The 17,708-nt window shown below is 31.5% G+C and carries 9 protein-coding genes; 7 read left to right on the top strand and 2 right to left on the bottom strand.

Features of this window, described 5'->3' with window-relative positions:
• Nucleotides 1–10: 10 nt before the first annotated feature.
• The 7 genes from ACJJVK_RS01320 to ACJJVK_RS01350 all read left to right on the top strand — a co-directional run bounded on the left by ACJJVK_RS01320 (nt 11) and on the right by ACJJVK_RS01350 (nt 11,817).
• A complete protein-coding gene (locus ACJJVK_RS01320; RefSeq protein ID WP_405562428.1) occupies nt 11–1,489 on the top strand; it encodes an arylsulfatase in 1,479 nt (492 codons plus the stop codon).
• Nucleotides 1,490–1,501: 12 nt separating this feature from the next.
• Nucleotides 1,502–3,382 carry an alpha-L-fucosidase gene (locus ACJJVK_RS01325; RefSeq protein ID WP_405562429.1) on the top strand — a complete coding sequence of 627 codons (1,881 nt, stop codon included), beginning with the start codon at nt 1,502–1,504 and terminating at the stop codon, nt 3,380–3,382.
• Nucleotides 3,383–3,395: 13 nt separating this feature from the next.
• A complete protein-coding gene (locus ACJJVK_RS01330; protein WP_405562431.1) occupies nt 3,396–5,003 on the top strand; it encodes an arylsulfatase in 1,608 nt (535 codons plus the stop codon).
• 33 nt (nt 5,004–5,036) lie between these two features.
• Complete coding sequence (locus ACJJVK_RS01335) at nt 5,037–6,533, top strand: sulfatase-like hydrolase/transferase (protein ID WP_405562433.1); 1,497 nt, start codon at nt 5,037–5,039, stop codon at nt 6,531–6,533.
• Between the two features lie 15 nt (nt 6,534–6,548).
• The gene (locus tag ACJJVK_RS01340; protein ID WP_405562434.1) at nt 6,549–7,694 is read left to right on the top strand and encodes a carboxylesterase family protein; all 1,146 of its coding nucleotides are present in this window, start codon (nt 6,549–6,551) and stop codon (nt 7,692–7,694) included.
• Between the two features lie 193 nt (nt 7,695–7,887).
• A complete protein-coding gene (locus ACJJVK_RS01345) occupies nt 7,888–9,441 on the top strand; it encodes an arylsulfatase (RefSeq protein ID WP_405562436.1) in 1,554 nt (517 codons plus the stop codon).
• Nucleotides 9,442–9,813: 372 nt separating this feature from the next.
• Nucleotides 9,814–11,817: a T9SS type A sorting domain-containing protein gene (locus ACJJVK_RS01350; protein ID WP_405562437.1), complete on the top strand. Its 2,004-nt coding sequence runs from the start codon at nt 9,814–9,816 to the stop codon at nt 11,815–11,817.
• 250 nt (nt 11,818–12,067) lie between these two features.
• Here the strand turns inward: ACJJVK_RS01350 and ACJJVK_RS01355 are convergent, their stop codons facing one another.
• Both ACJJVK_RS01355 and ACJJVK_RS01360 read right to left on the bottom strand, forming a co-directional pair.
• Nucleotides 12,068–14,809, bottom strand: coding sequence for a T9SS type A sorting domain-containing protein (locus ACJJVK_RS01355; protein ID WP_405562438.1), 2,742 nt, complete (start codon nt 14,807–14,809; stop codon nt 12,068–12,070).
• 55 nt (nt 14,810–14,864) lie between these two features.
• The gene (locus ACJJVK_RS01360) at nt 14,865–17,687 is read right to left on the bottom strand and encodes a chitobiase/beta-hexosaminidase C-terminal domain-containing protein (protein WP_405562440.1); all 2,823 of its coding nucleotides are present in this window, start codon (nt 17,685–17,687) and stop codon (nt 14,865–14,867) included.
• Nucleotides 17,688–17,708 lie beyond the last annotated feature (21 nt).

Genomic DNA, 17,708 nt, shown 5'->3' on the forward strand with positions numbered 1-17,708 from the left:
AGCAGGAATTATGAAAAATATCGTTACTACTTGTTTTTTGTGTTTCCTGTTTTTATCAAAAATAACATATTCACAAAAAAGCATAAAAAAATTAAAAAATAGCAGGCCCAACATCATCTTTGTAATGACAGATGATCAAGGTATGGGAGATTTCTCTTGTATGGGAAATCAAGTAGTAAAAACGCCAAATATTGATGCTTTTTATCAAAAGTCAACACGTTTTACAGAATACCATGTAAGTCCTACTTGTGCACCAACAAGAGCTGCATTAATGAGTGGTAACCATGAGTTTAACGCAGGAGTAACACATACTATTTTAGAACGTGAAAGAATGGCTTTGGACATTTACACACTTCCACAAGCTTTGCAATCGGCAGGTTATAAAACAGGTCTTTTTGGCAAATGGCATTTAGGAGATGGAGATGAATATCTCCCTCAAAATAGAGGTTTTGATGAAGTATTGATGCATGGTGCTGGAGGTATTGGTCAAGTAAGTTTAGGCGATTTCCCTGCGAATAAAGAAAACTTATATTTTGACAATGTTTTACTTCATAATAAAACGATTGTAAAAACGAAAGGCTTTTGTACAGATGTTTTTTTTGATGCAGGATTGGCTTGGACAAAAAAACAAATAGATACTAAAACTCCATATTTTACATATTTATCATTAAACGCACCTCATGCCCCATTGATTGCTCCTGAAACGTATAAAAAGCGTTTCTTAGAATTGGGTTATGATGAAGGTACTGCTGGCAGATATGGAATGATTGAAAACATTGATGATAATTTTGGAAGGTTGATAAAAAAACTGAAAGAATGGGATGTTTTAGATAATACGTTAATTATTTTTACAACAGATAATGGCGCAACACATTTAAGAGGAACATTAAATGGAGATAAAGTAAAACATTTTAATGCCAATTTAAAAGGTGGAAAAAACTCACCTAATGAAGGTGGTAATCATGTACCTCTTTTCTTTTATTGGAAAGGTGTTTTATCCGAAGGAAAAGATATCAACCAACTTACAGCACATATAGATTTATACAAAACCTTTACAGAATTGGCTGGTGCTAAATTGCCAGGAACCATGCAATCTTTAAAAGGATTATCGCTAATTCCTTTATTAGAAAATACAGTAACAAATTGGGAAGATCGTTTGATGTTTACGCATTGTGGACGCTGGAAAACAGGAAAATTAGAAGAAGCTAAATATACTAAAATGGCTATAAGAAGTCAGCAATGGCGTTTTGTAAACAATAAAGAATTGTATGATGTTATCAATGACCCTGGCGAAACAAAAAATATTGCAATAGAAAACCCTGAAGTGATAGAGAATTTTAAACAACCTTATGATGAATGGTGGAGTAATTCTATTCCTCTAATGGTTAACGAAAATAGAAAAAGAATAAAGGAGCAACCGCTTCATGCAAAGTATTATAAGCAATTAAAGGAGAAAGGGATTTTAGAATGGAAACCTACAGTTGATTAAAAAATTACGAAAATGAATGTTATAATGCGTCCGTCTAAAACCAAAATAAGAATCTATAGTATTGTGTTTTCTATGTTTTTAGTTACTATATCTTGTAAAAAAAAGGAAGATATTACTGTGTCGATTGAAAAACCATTCGACCAAACCAATAATTGGATTGTACTGGAAAAAACAAATGCGGAAAAAAAAGAAACTACATATTCTTGGTACTTTAATGTAAAACATCCTGCTGAATATGTGCTTCAAATGGTTTCAAGTGGAGCAATATCCGAAGATAAAAAATCTGTAAAAGTAAAGATTGATAAACAAGAGTTTGAAGAATCACTCTCAGAAAACTACCTAATTAACTCGAATGAGATCGTTTCAGAATTCAAAAGCAAAATTCAATTTAAAAATACAGGAGAACAGAAGATTTCAATAACAACTGATAAAAATTTTAAAACGCTAAGAATTATTCCTTATTATAAAAAACCAATTGGTTCTGGCAACTATCATCAAGAATGGTTAACAATGCACAATTCTGATGAAAAACAAAAAGCACTAAAACGTTTTAAAGAAGCAAAGTTAGGAATGTTTATTCACTGGGGATTATATTCTGAAATTGGTGGAATATGGAAAGGAACTAAAATAAGTCATTCTCCTTACCCTGGACCAAAAGTTGCAGAATGGTTAATGTATGCTTTTAAAATACCAAGAGAAGAATATAAAGAACTTGCTAAAACGTTTAATCCTGATAAATCATTTGCTCAGAACGTTGCAAAACTTGCAAAAGATGTTGGTATGAAATATATGGTTATCACCTCTAAACACCATGATGGTTTTGCTTTGTTCGACTCTAAAAGTTCAGAATTTGACATAGCTGATGCAACACCATATAAAGCAGATATTATTAAAGAATTGTATGACGCCTGTTTAAAAGAAGGTATCGATTTTGGTGTATATTATTCTCATGGAAATGATTGGATGGATGGTGCTGATGGTAATTATGCCAACGTTAAGAAAATAAATGATTCTTTAGGGATTTACACACATCCAACAGGTAAAAACTTATGGGATCCAAGTAAAAACACACATAAAGAATACCTACAAAACAAAGCATATCCTCAAGTAAAAGAACTTTTAAATTTATTACCAGAATTGCGCTTAATTTGGTTTGATGGAACTGGTTTTACTACAGAAGAACAAGCATTTCAGTTTTATAAATTGGTTTATGATACCAATCCAAATGTAGTAGTAAACAGAAGAGTTGGTTATGCGTTTGGAGATTATTTAGATGCTGGAGATAATAAAATTCCTTCTGCATCAGAAAAGTTAGAAAAATATTGGGAAACCTGTGGAACAACAAACAATTCTTGGGGTTACAAATCTTATGATAAAGACTGGAAAAGCCCAAAAGAATTGTTATACTACTTTGTTGATATTTTATCAAAAGGAGGAAATTACTTATTAAATATTGGACCTGATGGAAAAGGAAATGTACCAGAAACAAGCGCCCAAAATTTACGCGAAATGGGTAAATGGATTCATCTAAATGCTGATGCTGTTTATGGAACATCTCGTTGGAAAACACCAAATGAAGGTCAAGAAGAAACCCTTTTAGATGGTACAGGTCATAGAGCTGCTAAAGGTTTTGAAAGAAAATTTACTTCCAAAGATTTTTGGTTTACAACAAAAGAAAATAAAGTATATGCTATTTCTTTAACAAATACAGAGGGAGATATCCTTATAAAATCGCTGAGAAAAGGTGAAGGAGATATTGAACAAGTAAAGTTATTAGGAAGCGGCAAAATCCTTAAATGGAATCAAAATAAAAACGGATTAAAAACAACTGTAATTGGATTACCAAAAAATGCGCTTGGTTATGTTATAGAAGTTACTTTAAAAAACAATTAAACTAAATTACATTATGAAAAGTAAATTGAATCAAATTCTTCAAATACGATTTCTACTTTTAACAGTATTACTAATTACTACAAATTGTGCTAGTAGCCAGACATCAAAAAAGGAAGATCAAAAAAAACCAAACATTATCTATATTTTAGCTGATGATTTAGGTATTGGTGATGTTAGCCTTTATAATGAAAAAAGTAAAATACAAACGCCCAATTTAGATAAAATGGGTAAAGAAGGTATGCAATTTACAGATGCACATACCTCCTCTTCTGTTTGTACACCAACCAGATATGGTATTTTAACAGGTAGATACAATTGGAGAACACCCTTAAAAGAATTTGTAACTTGGGGAAACTCACCATCTTTAATTCAAAAAGAACGATTAACAGTTGGGCAATTACTAAAAGATAATGGCTATAACACAGCAAGTATAGGAAAATGGCATTTAGGTTTAAACTGGTCTATGAAAAATGATAGCCCAGAGTTTGATCATTTTTCAAATAAATCTGAGCGTTTAAATTTCAAAAATATTGATTATAGTAAACCTTTAAAATTTGGACCTAATGATATGGGATTTGATTATTCTTATATGATTTCTGCATCCTTAAATATGCCTCCTTTTGTTTATATAGAAAACAATAAGGCAACTATGATTCCTACAAAAATAACTGAAAGAAGCAGAAAGAAATACCCTTTTAGTAGTTGGATAAAAGGAGATGTTGCTGATGATTTTAAACATGAAGAAGTACTTCCAAACGTTGTAAATAAATCAATTTCATTTATTAAAGAGAATGCCAATAAAGAAAAACCTTTTTTTATGTACATTCCATTGCCTTCTCCACATAATCCTGTTTTACCAATTGCTCCATGGAAAGGACAAAGTGAAATTGGTAGTCCTTACGCAGATTTTGTAATTATGATTGATGATTTAATGGGTACTATCTTTAAAACATTAAAAGAACAAGGTATAGAAGACAATACATTAGTTGTTTTTACAAGTGATAATGGTTATGCTACTACAAACGATTTAAAAACTCTAAAAAAGGAAAAACACAGTCCAAGTTATATTTATAGCGGTTACAAAGGAAGCTTTTTAGAAGGTGGACATAGAGTACCGTTTTTAGTAAAATGGCCTGGAAAAATTAAACCAAATTCGGTTTCTGATGCAACCTTATGTACCACAGATTTTATAGCAACTTGTGCAGACATTATTAATTATGATTTTAAAGATAATGAAGCAGAAGATAGCTACAGTATGTTACCATTATTAACCAATAAAGGAACCTTTTTAAGAGACGCAACGATTCATCATGATAAATATGGGGTATTTGCGATTAGAAAAGGGGATTGGAAATTAATTGTATCGCCAAATTCTGGAATTGCAGCATCTGGAAAAACAAAAATACACAAAGATATTTCATCAAAAGAAATACTATACAATCTAAAAACAGACGTTAAGGAGAAAAAAAATATTGCTAGTAAATTTCCAGAGAAGGTAAAAGAATTAAAAGATTTGTTAATCAAACAAATTAAAGAAGGTAGAAGTACATCTGGAAAAGTTCAAAAAAATGATCCTATTTTAGATCCTTGGCCACAAGCAGATTTTGCTTTTAAAAAATAATTTTTCCTTGTAAATATTAAATCAAAAAATCTAATGAAAATATTGAAATTACTTTTCATACTATTTGTAGTAATCTCTTGTAAAGCTAATCAAGTTACAAAAAAACAGATTATTCCTTCTAAAAAAACAGCACCAAATATTGTATATATTTTAGCGGATGATATGGGGTATGGAGACCTTTCTGGATTAAATTCAGAATCAGGTATTCAAACGCCTAACATGGATAGAATCATAAAAGAAGGTGTTCATTTTACAGATGCACATACCAACTCTTCAGTATGTACACCAACTAGATATGGAATAATTACAGGACGTTATGCTTGGAGAAGTTCCTTAAAAAAAGGGGTTTTAAATGGTTATAAGCCAGCTTTAATTGAAGAAAGTAGACCTACTATTGCTTCTTATCTCAAAAGTAATGGTTATACAACAGCCTGTATTGGAAAATGGCATATAGGCTTAGGTTTACAACCAAAAGATGGAGATAAAAGGATAATAGCAAAAGACGGAGTTAGTAATGTAGATTTTTCTAAACCAATAAAAGATCCTAGTGATTTAGGGTTTGATTATTCATACATTATTCCTGCTTCTTTAGACATCCCTCCTTATCTTTATATAGAAAATGGAAAAGCTGTAGAACTACCTACAGAATATACAACAGAGAAAAGAAAAGGTCGAGGTCTTAGTTGGAGACCAGGAGAAAAAGCACCTAATTTTGTATTTGACCAAGTATTAGATAATTTTACAAAAAAATCTGTTTCTTTTATTGATAATCAAAAAAAAACAGATTCACCTTTCTTTCTTTATTTTGCGTTAACAGCACCTCATACTCCTTGGTTGCCAGTAGGTAAAGCCGTTGGTAAATCTAAAGCTGGCAATTATGGCGATTTTGTGACGATGGTAGATGATGCTGTAGGTACAGTTATTACTGCGTTAAAAAAATCTGGTCAATTAGAAAATACATTGATTATTGTTACTTCTGATAACGGATCTAATTGGACAGAAAGAGACAAGGAAAAATTTGCCCATCGTGCAAATTATATTTACAAAGGTCAAAAAGCAGATATTTATGAAGGAGGTCATAGAGTGCCTTATATTGCGCAGTGGCCTGGTGTAATTCCTGCAGGATTGGAATCGAATCAATTAATGTGTACAACCGATTTATTTGAAACTTTATCAGGTATTTTAAATCAACCAAAAGTAGAAAAAGGCGCAGATGATAGTTATAACATATGGCCTGCTTATACTTCTAATGTAAAAACACCCATTAGAGAAGCGGTTGTACACCATTCTATGTACGGTATGTTTTCCATCAGAAAAGGAAAATGGAAATATACTCCAGAATTAGGATCAGGTGGTTTTACAAAACCAAAAAATGTAGAAGCAAAACCCAATGAAGCTGCAGGAACTTTATATGATATAATTAATGATCCAGAAGAAAAAAACAATTTGTATAAAGAAAATCCAGAAGTGGTTGCAGAATTAAGTAGTCTTTTAGAAAAGTATAAAAAACAAGGTTATAGTAATAAATAGGAAGACAGCAGAGTTATGACGCAATCTAGAAAATTTAATTTTAATGTTTCACTAGTAATTCTATGTATCACATTTCCTTTTTTTAAAGGAATTGCTCAAACAGACGATCAATCCAATGGTGCGTATCGTGAAGTTTACATTAACAAAACTTGGGAAAGATTAGACGAAAACAAAGACGGTCAATTTACAGAGGAGGATAACAAACGTATTTGGAAACATTTAAATAAATTATTGGACAGTAACAAAGATGACCTAATTAGCTTTGAAGAATTTTCGACTAAAAAGCAAGTTCCGTATTTGCAGACGGAAGGAAAAAGAAAGTTAAACATTCTATACAAAACAACTAAAGAAGAAAATCTATATCTAGATATTTATTATCCTAAAAACAAAAAAGTAAGTCAAAAATTACCTGTAGTTATTTATACGCATGGAGGTGGCTGGGCTGCAGGAAGCAGACATGTTGCTGCAAACGCATCTTTTAAAACCGTACATAAAGCACTTTTAGAAAAAGGGTTTTGCGTAGTTTCTGTAAGTTATAGACTTTGGGAAAAAGGAGGAAATACTACTATGAGAGATTGTGTAATAGACAGTAAAGATGCTATGCGTTATTTGTCTAAACATAGAGAAACACTAGGAATTGATGCTAATCGTTTTTTCTCTTTTGGAGATTCTGCTGGTGGTCAAATAGCACAGATGTTATTACTAAGTCCTCCTGAAAGTCTAAAAGGAGAAAAATCATTAGAAAAACATACTTATAAAATGGTTGCAGGAGTTTCTTGGTATGGCCCTTGTGACTTTGAAGATATTAGTTTATTCAACCATGATGATAGCCCAAATTTTAAAGATAGATTTGGTGCAAGAATAACAAAACCAAATACCAAACCGAAAGACAAATTATTGCTATATAAAGAAATGAGTCCGATTAATTATTTAGATAAAAACAGTGCTCCGTTATTTATGATTCAAGGAGACAAAGACACTACCATCCCAGTAAAACATGCTTATTATATGGCAGAAAAAGCAAATGAGTTTGGCGCACCTGTAACCACATTAATTGTAAAAAATGCAGGACATAATTGGCGAAAAGTTGGTGCGGATATTAATCCTAATAGAGGAAATATTGAACAAGCAACAATTGATTATTTTGTTTCTCATTTATAATTAATTAAAGCAAACAAACGATTGAATAGAGAAACTATTGTTTTTAGTTTAGCTTTAAATTTGTTTTATAGACTTATAATATTATGAGAAATGACACGATTTGGTATGCATTCTTAAAAAACAATAAGAGTTAGTAGTATAGTCTGTTCATTAGTATAACTATTTAAAAAGTAAAACATAAAGTAAAATAATCATGAATAAATTTAGTTTTTTTAATGTAAAATTAGTTTTTTTAGTAATGTTGGTATCTGTTTTGTCCTCATGTGCACAAAGTAAACCAGCAATTGCACATAATAAATCAGAAAAACCTAACATAGTTTTTATACTATGTGATGATTTAGGATATGGAGAGATACAAAGTTTAGCTCCAGAAACAAGTAAAATTAAAACTCCTCATGTTGATAAACTAACCCAAGAAGGGATGGTTTTTACGGATGCTCATTCAGGGTCTTCAGTTTGTACACCTACTCGTTATGGAATTATGACAGGGCGTTATAGCTGGCGTACAAAATTGCAGAGTGGAGTGGTATCTGGTTTTGCTCCAGATTTAATTAAAGAAGATCGCCCAACCGTTGCAAATTTTCTTGGTAATCAAGGTTATAACACAGCAATCATAGGTAAATGGCATTTAAACTTTCAATATGTAGATTCTATTTCGAAAGAAACAATAAGAAAAAAAGGTAGAAATTTACCTGCAGTAGGTTCACTTATACCAGATGGACCAATTCATAGAGGATTTGATTATTACCATGGTTTTCATCATGCTGGTAGTATGAAAGCGGTTTTAGAGAATGATAAAGTGATTCTTCATGATGATGAAATTAATATGCTACCTCGTTTAACAACAAAATCTGTAGAATACATTAATAATCAAGCAAAAAATAAAGATAGAAAACCATTTTTTCTATATGTGCCTTTAGGTTCGCCACATACGCCAATTGTACCTTCAATAGAATGGCAAGGTAAAAGTGGACTTGGAAATTATGCAGATTTTGTAATGCAAACAGATGCCACTGTAGGCGCTATTACAAAAGCACTAAAAGATAATGGGTTATCAGAAAATACATTGATAATTTTTAGTAGTGATAATGGTACCTCTAAAGCAGCAAATATAAAAGGCCTTGCGAAAAAAGGACATATTGTAAGTGCAGGTTATCGTGGTTCAAAATCTGATTTATGGGATGGTGGACATCGTGTGCCTTTTATTGTAAAATGGCCAAATAAAGTAGAAGCAGGTTCTGTAAATAATAATTTAATCTGTTTAACAGACATGTTTGCTACTTTTTCAGAGATCATAAACGTTCCTGTACCTAGTAAAAGTGGAGAAGATAGTGTAAGTTTTTTACCTGCCTTAAAAGGAGAAAAATTAAAAAGCACTAGACCTGGTGTTATACATCATTCAATAAGTGGCCATTTTGGATATAGACAAGGAAAATGGAAGTTACTATTAGCAAGAGGGTCAGGAGGTTGGAGTTCACCTCAAGAAGACAATACTACATTAGATAATATGCCTATTGCTCAGTTATATGATATGGAAAATGATGCTACTGAAACAACTAACTTATATTTAGAGCGTCCAGAGATTGCAGAAAAGTTATTAGAACTTTTAGAAAATGACATTAAAAATGGAAGAAGTACAACAGGGGAGTTTTCTCAAAACGATATTGATAATATCATTTTATGGAAAAAAAGAACTGTTAAAAGAAGTAAGAAAGCGAAAAATAAAAAGAAGAAAGCGAAAAAATAATTTATTTAGAACTTTTAAAATTTAATTTATCACAAATACTTACTGAGCAATACATAAAACCTATTATGTATCGCTCAGTTTTTTTATATAACAAAGAAGAATTCTTTGAAAAAGAAAAAATTACCATTCAATTCTTATAAATATATAAAACACTAAAAAAACACTTTAATCAATCTATATTAATTGTTTTTGTTACTATGTAATTGAAAAGAGAAAGTAAATGATCTAAACAAGCATAAATAATAAGAAAAAAAAGACAAAATTGTAAAACCAAATATCAAGAAGGAATATTTTATTTTACAAATTGTTTTTTACTGTGATAAGTTAAAAACTTAAAAATAAATATTAGTTCCTTTAGTAAAAAAATAAAAAATGTCAAAGCTAAATATTTTATTAATATCGTCATTTTTCCTTTTGTTAGGAAACAAAATTCATGCACAACATATTTGGTATGAAAATGAATCAGAAAAGGAAAATATTACATTTACAAAAACAGTAGATGGTACTTTTACTATAAATGAAACCAATCCAGATGTTAGCGATATAAATACAAACACAACAAGTTCTAAGTTTGTTAGAGATGCAAATGTTACTAGAGGGTTTACCTATTTTGATTTGTTTACCCCACTAACAACTGCTTCAAAATATACAGTAACCTTAAAAGCTTACATAGATGTTGCAACTTCAGACTTATCGTTTGAACCAAATCGTTTACGTATCTATTTACGAAATACAACTACTGGAGATTTTAAACAGGTAACCAAAACATTTACAGTAGGTCAAGCCTGGGAGGAGTTCTCTTTTGTTTTTGAAGCTACTGATTTTACTACAGAAGGTTTAGAAAGTGGAGGTTATAATCGATTAGACATAGGTCTTGGAAATGGACAAGAATCAACTTCTGAGATAACCTATTATATAGATCAAATTAAAGGATCAATACCACAAGTGCCACTTGATGAAGTTCTTAAAGGTTCTTGGGGAGGTCGTTTTTACATAAGATCAGGAGAAGATTTAGATGAGTATGTAGATAATAGAGGCTATGATTATATAACAGGAGCACAAGAAATTGCTGATAGTTACCCTACAATGGGGCATATAATTACCAATGGTACCAATAACGCAAATGCGCAATTGTGGTCTTTAAGAACAAATCCTAATGTAGATGCTGTAATGGGAGCTACAGGTTCAGTTGTAGATGAAGAATTTGTACCTAGTTTAGCTAATGAACAAATTATTATTGATGTTATTGATATCTTTAAAAATTCAGGTAAAAAAGTTATTTTATATGTAAATACGCAAAGTCCAGCAAATAGAGCAACAGCATCAGGAGCAGTAGCTTGGAATAATTATGTAGATACTTATTTTGCTGGTGATGGTCATGCAGCATGGATGAACTATTGTGAAGGTTATATAAAACGTTTTACAGAAATAGGAGTTGATGGCTATTGGTTTGATTCATTTGGAAGTTATAATATAAATAATAGTCTTGGAAATGCTGATGTTGATAGTACTACTGAGCAAAAAGATGAATTTGTAGCAATGATTCGTAATGCAGCTCCTAATGCTATCATAACAACCAATATTGATAAAGATTCTTTTGTTGATGAAAATGGAGATTTAATATTGGTAGATACTGATGGAATTGATGAATTGGTAGGTGTTGATGGAACTGGTGATGATCCTAATAGAGATTATACTATTATAAAGATGACAGCAACTAACCCTTGGTCAGATTTTACAGCAGGACATATTACTCCTCTAGGACAAGGAGCTCCTCCTAACTCTTGGGCGTATGAAGAATTCACAGTAACAGATATTGAAGAATCATCAATATCTATATATGAAAATGAAAAACAAGCATTAAAACATTTATTTTTACCAATAAGAGCTACTTGGTCTAGTGAAAGATCCGATTTAATGTTTGATAATGATCAAGCCTATCGTTTTGCTAAAAGAATTACAGATGCAGGAGGATCCGTTACATTTTCAAACACAACTGCTACAGATGGTACCACATCAGAAGATGAAGTAGAAATATTAACATTTATGGATCAACAATTTGCCATCAATGCAGATGCAACTGTTTATGAACGTCCTGAGGGAGCATTTCTTGTTGGAGAAGAAGTTCTTTCTATAGAATCTAACGTGCTTGAAGATTTCTCTCTTAAAGTATTTCCTAATCCAGTAAAAAATGTTTTTAGTCTTACAAAAGAGGTTGTATCTGGTGTTTTGTATAATACATTTGGTGCTAAATCATACGAATTTAATAATCAATATAAAAACATTGATATATCAAATCTAAGTTCTGGTTTGTATTTATTACAGGTAAATTATAAGGATGGCCGTAAAGAACATCTGAAATTATTAAAAGAATAATTTTTTCTGTTTTCAGTAATCGTGTTAAAAAGTTTAGAATACTAGTCAAATCTCAAAACCGAAATACATTCGTTATGCTTTATAGGGAAAGCAGCAGTAAATTTGGTTAATGAGCTGGACTTTCCTGTATATCCATTTCGTACAGATATATTTAAGCCATAAAGTGTTGATTCTTATTAAAGAATCAAAAAGAAACAGAATTAATAATACTATAGTTTTATAGAATTATTAACCTCAAAACTTATTTTACTTATTGAATAATTACTCTTTGAGATTTTAATACTTTATTTCCTGAATAAATTTTCAAGATATATACTCCACTTGAAGCTTCTAATTTTATTTGTTTTGTATTAGAGGCCTTTAATTCTAAATTATGAACATCATATATTTTGGCTCCTTGTAAATTATAAATTTCTACAGAAGTATTGTAGTTTTCTTCTGTTGTTTTTATATTGAAAACACCGTCATTTGATATTGTTGGATATACAACTAAAGAATTACTATTTAACTCATTATCATTTATTGATAAAGCTTCATCTGTTGTAAAAGTACTTGTAAACAAACCTCTACCATAAGTAGAAGCTAACACTGTATTATCAGCTTCTCTTAATTCAAAGGATGTTACTTTTACACTAGACATTCCGTTTTGAGAATGTTCCCATTCTGGGGTATCATCTGTAAAGTTATCTGTTTGCCAAACTCCATAATTTGTTCCTATAATTACTTCATCTTTATCCAAAGGATTCATCATTATTGCTTTTACAGGAATGTCTGCAAAATCCCCCTCTTTTTCAGCCCAATTAGCTCCACCATCAGAAGTGTAATAAATATTATTTACACCGTAATTATGAAATGTTACCAATATCTCGTCTTCATTTGCTCCAAACGCTATACTAGAAATTGCACCTGTATTTAAAACACCATCAACATCTAAATTTGTATAAGTAAGACTAGTACTACCAAAACTATCGTCATCAGCATTTACTATCTTTACAATTGATCCTGTCTCAGTACCCACAAATAATGTAGTACTACCTGTAGTATATGGAGAAACTTTAATTGCAGTAGGCTCACTGTCTATAAAATTAGTATTAGCAAAACTACCTGCCCCAGCATCACCAGAAGTTAAATCCGTAAATCGTGAAACTCTATAAGTACCACCTGAAGAACCATTCACATATAAAATATCTAAATTATCATCTAAATCTGCAACATTTGCGAAAGAACCTCTTGAAGTATCGTCTCTAATTTCTATAGGCCTACTATTGGCAGTTATTGGTAATAAATAAGATTCATATACATTATATACATAAGAAACTATTAAATACTCTTCATCTTTATCTATAAAAGTAGCAATTCCATCACCTGAATAAATTCTAGAAAATGAATTGGACTCACTAGTAGCATTAGCAACATATAAAGAACCATTGTCTTGTGCTCCTCCTAATAATAACTCATTTTCAGGATCTGGACCAATAGCTCCTGAATAAAATTGTGTAATATTGTAATTGTTATTTCTGGCAACTATTGCCCTTTCACTTGATGAAGCACTTGACAAATTAGATGAATAATAAACTCCTCCATCATTGGCAAAGATACCTTTATTAGAATCAGAGGGATCAAAAACAAGTGCATGTTGATCTGCGTGAACTAAGGATACATCTAAATCTGCTAAATCATTATTATTAGACCATTTAGAAATTTGATCCCATGAAGTACCTCCATCATTAGATCTAAATAAATCTATTCCTCCTACATAAACAATGTCATCATCTGTAGGATCAATCTCTATCATTAAATTAAAAAAAGCCTGACCTCTTGTAAAATGATCTGGATCAATACCAGTATCTACATCTGCTGGTTCTGATAAAAGCGTAAAGTTTTCTCCATCTGTTGTTTTAACAATTCTAACACCTGTCGAATTTCCTTCTTCTACCAAAGCATATACTACATTAGCATCTGTTTTAGATACAGAAAGTTCTACCCTATCCCCTGTAGATAAAGAATATTTCTGTGTAAAGTTTTCACCATCTGTTGTTCTATAGATCTCTCCACCTCCATTATTCCATCTATTCTTTTTTGTAGCACACCACAAAGAATTATCTGCAGCTACCTCTACATCACTAAAAACATAGGCTCTTCCATCAACTTCAAATTCTATTTGATTTATGTCCCCATTAGTATCCATTTTATACCAACCAGCTGCATTAAAACCAACATAATCATAATCTAACCAGCCATCTAATGAGAAAAACACTTCGGTTGTACCATTATTATCCCAGGCTACAATTTCATTAAAGAAGTAAGGTCGTCTTCCTCTCCCTTGATTCAGGTTTACAGACCATAATACAGACCATGTAGCTCCTCCATCTGTAGTATACCACGCTCCATTTCCTGTACCATCATTATGTGTATATGCCTCTCCAGTACCTACATACCAAGTATTAGAATCGTTTGGATCTATAGCGAAACACGTAATCGCTAAGTTTTCATCTATTCCTACTTGAGTCCAAGAAGAAGATGCATCACTAATATCATCGTTTACCCATAAACCTCCACTTACTCCTCCTGCAAACACCCTTTTTCCGTTTACATCATTTGGATCATAAAAAACAACTCTAGTTCTACCTCCAATATTATTTGGCCCTCTATCTACCCAAGCATTCTCTGAAGTTTCACCAGGTGATTTAGCATAATTCCCTAATAGTTTGGAATTTCTTTCTTCTTCTATTATTGCTTGAATGTTTTCAGGATTTGTTTTTCCTGTAGTAGGATTCATCTCTAATAAATATTGATCATCAAAATATCTATTTGGGGGAGTTCCTGCTTTTTTTCTCTCTGATTTTGATAATTTTAATCTTTCTTGCATTGGATGATGATCTATCAACGCTTTAAATTCTGCTTTAGTAACTCCTTTATTTTCTTTAAAAAAGAAGGTTAACAAAACAACAAAAGCTGTTGTAATGATTAAAAAAGTAGTAATCTTTTTCATAAAAAAATATTTTAATTTATTGAGTTTTTTTTAGACTAAAACACATATAATTTACTTAAGGAATGGTTAGCTCAAATACTTTAGAACCATAATCTCTGGCAGCAGTAATCTTTACGGTTTGTCCAGAGTATTTTTTAAGAAACTTCTGTAAATGAGCAATATTTGAAATTTTATGTTGATTTAATTTTTGAATTACCCAATCTTTTTTTAATCCAGCATCTAACCAAATTTTAGCTTTTTTAGGATTTAATGACTCAATATAACAACCAAAATTATAGCCACCTGTAGCATCTATTAAATCTGGATCATCTGCAATATTTATTAACAAAGCTCCTTTTACTTCTTTTTTAAGTGCTTTTTTTGTTTTTGCAGTCTTTCCTACAGCAACAGTTTCTCCATCATATTTACCAGCTAATAGCGTTGCTAACCAACTAGGGTAGGTAACTCTTTTAACTTTTGTAAATTCAACCTCATTTGTAAAACCAACTGGAATTCCTTTAGCTGTAAACGTTCTAACTCTCAACAAAATTGATTCGTTTATTGTAAATGGCTCTGAATATTTTAACGAACTCATTGTTGGTTCTGAACCATCTATTGTATAATACACTTTGGCTTTTTTACCTGCATTATCATCTGCTTTTAAACGTACAGTGGTTTCGTTTTCGAAATCACCTCCAAATGGTAGAATACGTGTCATTTTATGACCAAACTGATCCATAGGGAAGTTTATAAACCCTGTCTTTAATGCTGGAGAATTTTCTTTAACTTGATAATTACCGTTGATTGGATCTACAAAATTTGGATTTGCTGAAACAGAGTTTAAATCATATCCTTCCTTATTCCAAACTTCTATTTTTTGATTTGGTGACATCTCAAAATTATCAGGGAAATTTACATTCCAATACGTGTTATTGTCATAATTTTCACTCCATTTAACTTCTTTAGACAATCCTACACCACGAATAAAGTTTTTAGTAGGTACATTTTTACCAGGTAATGTACCAGCAATCACAAAAATGTTTTTATATATTTCGTCTTCTGAATGTTCAGGCCATACATGCCATCCTGAAGGAACTGCACTTACTGTAATATTATTATACACTTTACGCCCCATACCATCTCTTAACTTAATGGTAGAACCTAAGTTTAAGTTATTGTATATTTCGTAATAGCTAGAACCATCATCTAAATCAATAGTCCAGTTTCCTGCACTAATAGATTTTCTATAATTGGCTATTTTGTTATTTCGTAAAATAGTGTTGTCAATAGCATCCAATCTAGTAAATTCCTTTATAAAATGCTCATTGGTTCCTCTACCACCTTTCCATTGTCTTTCTCGTCCCCAAGAATTAAAAGGTCCATGCTCACCAGTTTCTCTAACCGTTTCCCAAATATCATTAAATTCAATAAGATGTCCTCCCCAAGTTCCATCATTAATACATATTCCTGCACGCGGACAGTTATAAATGGTATTGTGAGACGCTGTAATTTTATGACTCATAGAAATATAAACACCTGCAACTTGCTTACCAACATCTCCAAAATCGTGCATGATACTATTTTCAACAATACATTCTTTTGGATAATCAGGTGTTTTAGGTCCAGGCTCTAAATCCATGTTTTCACGCATTTTATTCCAATTTTTTCCATCCAATAATCTATCGTCCCACGTTTGATAAAAACGAACTGCTTTAGGAGAACCAACAAAGCAAACAGCACTTTCTCCAGTATGCACAAATCGACAACCGCTTACTTTATTATTACGATTGTAAGCACTCATAAATACACCATTACCACCTACATACTCAAAATTACAGTCTTCAATTAACAGGTTTTCTGTACCTTCCATAAAAATGGTACCACCTCTGTGAATAGCCCAATCTCCACGAGCAACTGGCTCATAAGCCTCCATAAACGTAAAATTGGTTTGTGTAAAATTGAACCCTTTAAATTGAATGTTTTTTACAGGAGATTCTTTAGTTCCTTTTAATTGAATGATATCTGCTATTACTGGTACTTCAATTTTAACGTCACTTAATTTTACATCTTGCATCGGATAATAGTAAAGAGTACTAGTTTTGGTGTCTAAAAACCATTCACCAGGAACATCCAATTCTTCAAAAATATTTTCTACGAAATAATAAGAAGCATGACTTTTTTTTCCTCCAATACCATGTGTTCTTTGTAATTGCCAACCACCTTCGTTCAGAAAAATTTTATTTTGTTCTCTATTTATAGATTTAAGTCTATACTGCATATTTCCCCAGTTATGACTTTGAAAACCGTGTACAATTCCTGTTTCTGGGTGCTCCCACTTTTTATCTGAAAAAGTTTTAGGATCGTATGAAAACCACTTGTCATAACGTTTGTCTGTACCACCTGTTACTTGAAGGTATCCTTTTCCGTCACGAAGTGGGTTTTCGTAATCATAATTAGGAAAACGCGCTCTTACCTGACGAACATCATCAACAAATAATTGATCCATTGACAATCCACTAGGAACTTGAGTTTTATAAATCCCTCCTTTGTGTTTTTTCCATTTTAAAGATGTTAATTGACGAGAACCTTTAATAACAACTTTTTCTCCTGGTATTGCAGAGAATACAACTGGTTTTTTTGTTGCCCCTGAATACTCGTTACCTAATGTAAGCGTTTCATTAATATAATATTCACCAGCAGAAAACCAAACGGTTACTAATTCTTTACCTGCATACTTTTTTACTTCTTGTAAGGCTTTTTCAAAGCTTAAATAAGGACTGTTTTTTGTGCCTGAATTCGCATCATTTCCTTTGGGAGATACATAAATATCATTCGCAAAAGAATTGCTAAGCATTAACAGAACTAGAAGGATTGTTAATAAATTTCTGTTTATTATCATCTTATAAAATTTAATTTTCGT

Source organism: Polaribacter sp. Asnod6-C07, assembly GCF_045063625.1.
Lineage (GTDB): Bacteria > Bacteroidota > Bacteroidia > Flavobacteriales > Flavobacteriaceae > Polaribacter > Polaribacter vadi_A.

Bases quoted from the DNA above. Each gene is read 5' to 3' on its own strand.
- ACJJVK_RS01335 (WP_405562433.1), top strand. From the start codon at position 5,037: ATGAAAATATTGAAATTACTTTTCATACTATTTGTAGTAATCTCTTGT.
- ACJJVK_RS01330 (WP_405562431.1), top strand. From the start codon at position 3,396: ATGAAAAGTAAATTGAATCAAATTCTTCAAATACGATTTCTACTTTTA.
- ACJJVK_RS01325 (WP_405562429.1), top strand. From the start codon at position 1,502: ATGAATGTTATAATGCGTCCGTCTAAAACCAAAATAAGAATCTATAGT.
- ACJJVK_RS01320 (WP_405562428.1), top strand. From the start codon at position 11: ATGAAAAATATCGTTACTACTTGTTTTTTGTGTTTCCTGTTTTTATCA.
- ACJJVK_RS01350 (WP_405562437.1), top strand. From the start codon at position 9,814: ATGTCAAAGCTAAATATTTTATTAATATCGTCATTTTTCCTTTTGTTA.
- ACJJVK_RS01340 (WP_405562434.1), top strand. From the start codon at position 6,549: ATGACGCAATCTAGAAAATTTAATTTTAATGTTTCACTAGTAATTCTA.
- ACJJVK_RS01345 (WP_405562436.1), top strand. From the start codon at position 7,888: ATGAATAAATTTAGTTTTTTTAATGTAAAATTAGTTTTTTTAGTAATG.
- ACJJVK_RS01360 (WP_405562440.1), bottom strand. From the start codon at position 17,687: ATGATAATAAACAGAAATTTATTAACAATCCTTCTAGTTCTGTTAATG.
- ACJJVK_RS01355 (WP_405562438.1), bottom strand. From the start codon at position 14,809: ATGAAAAAGATTACTACTTTTTTAATCATTACAACAGCTTTTGTTGTT.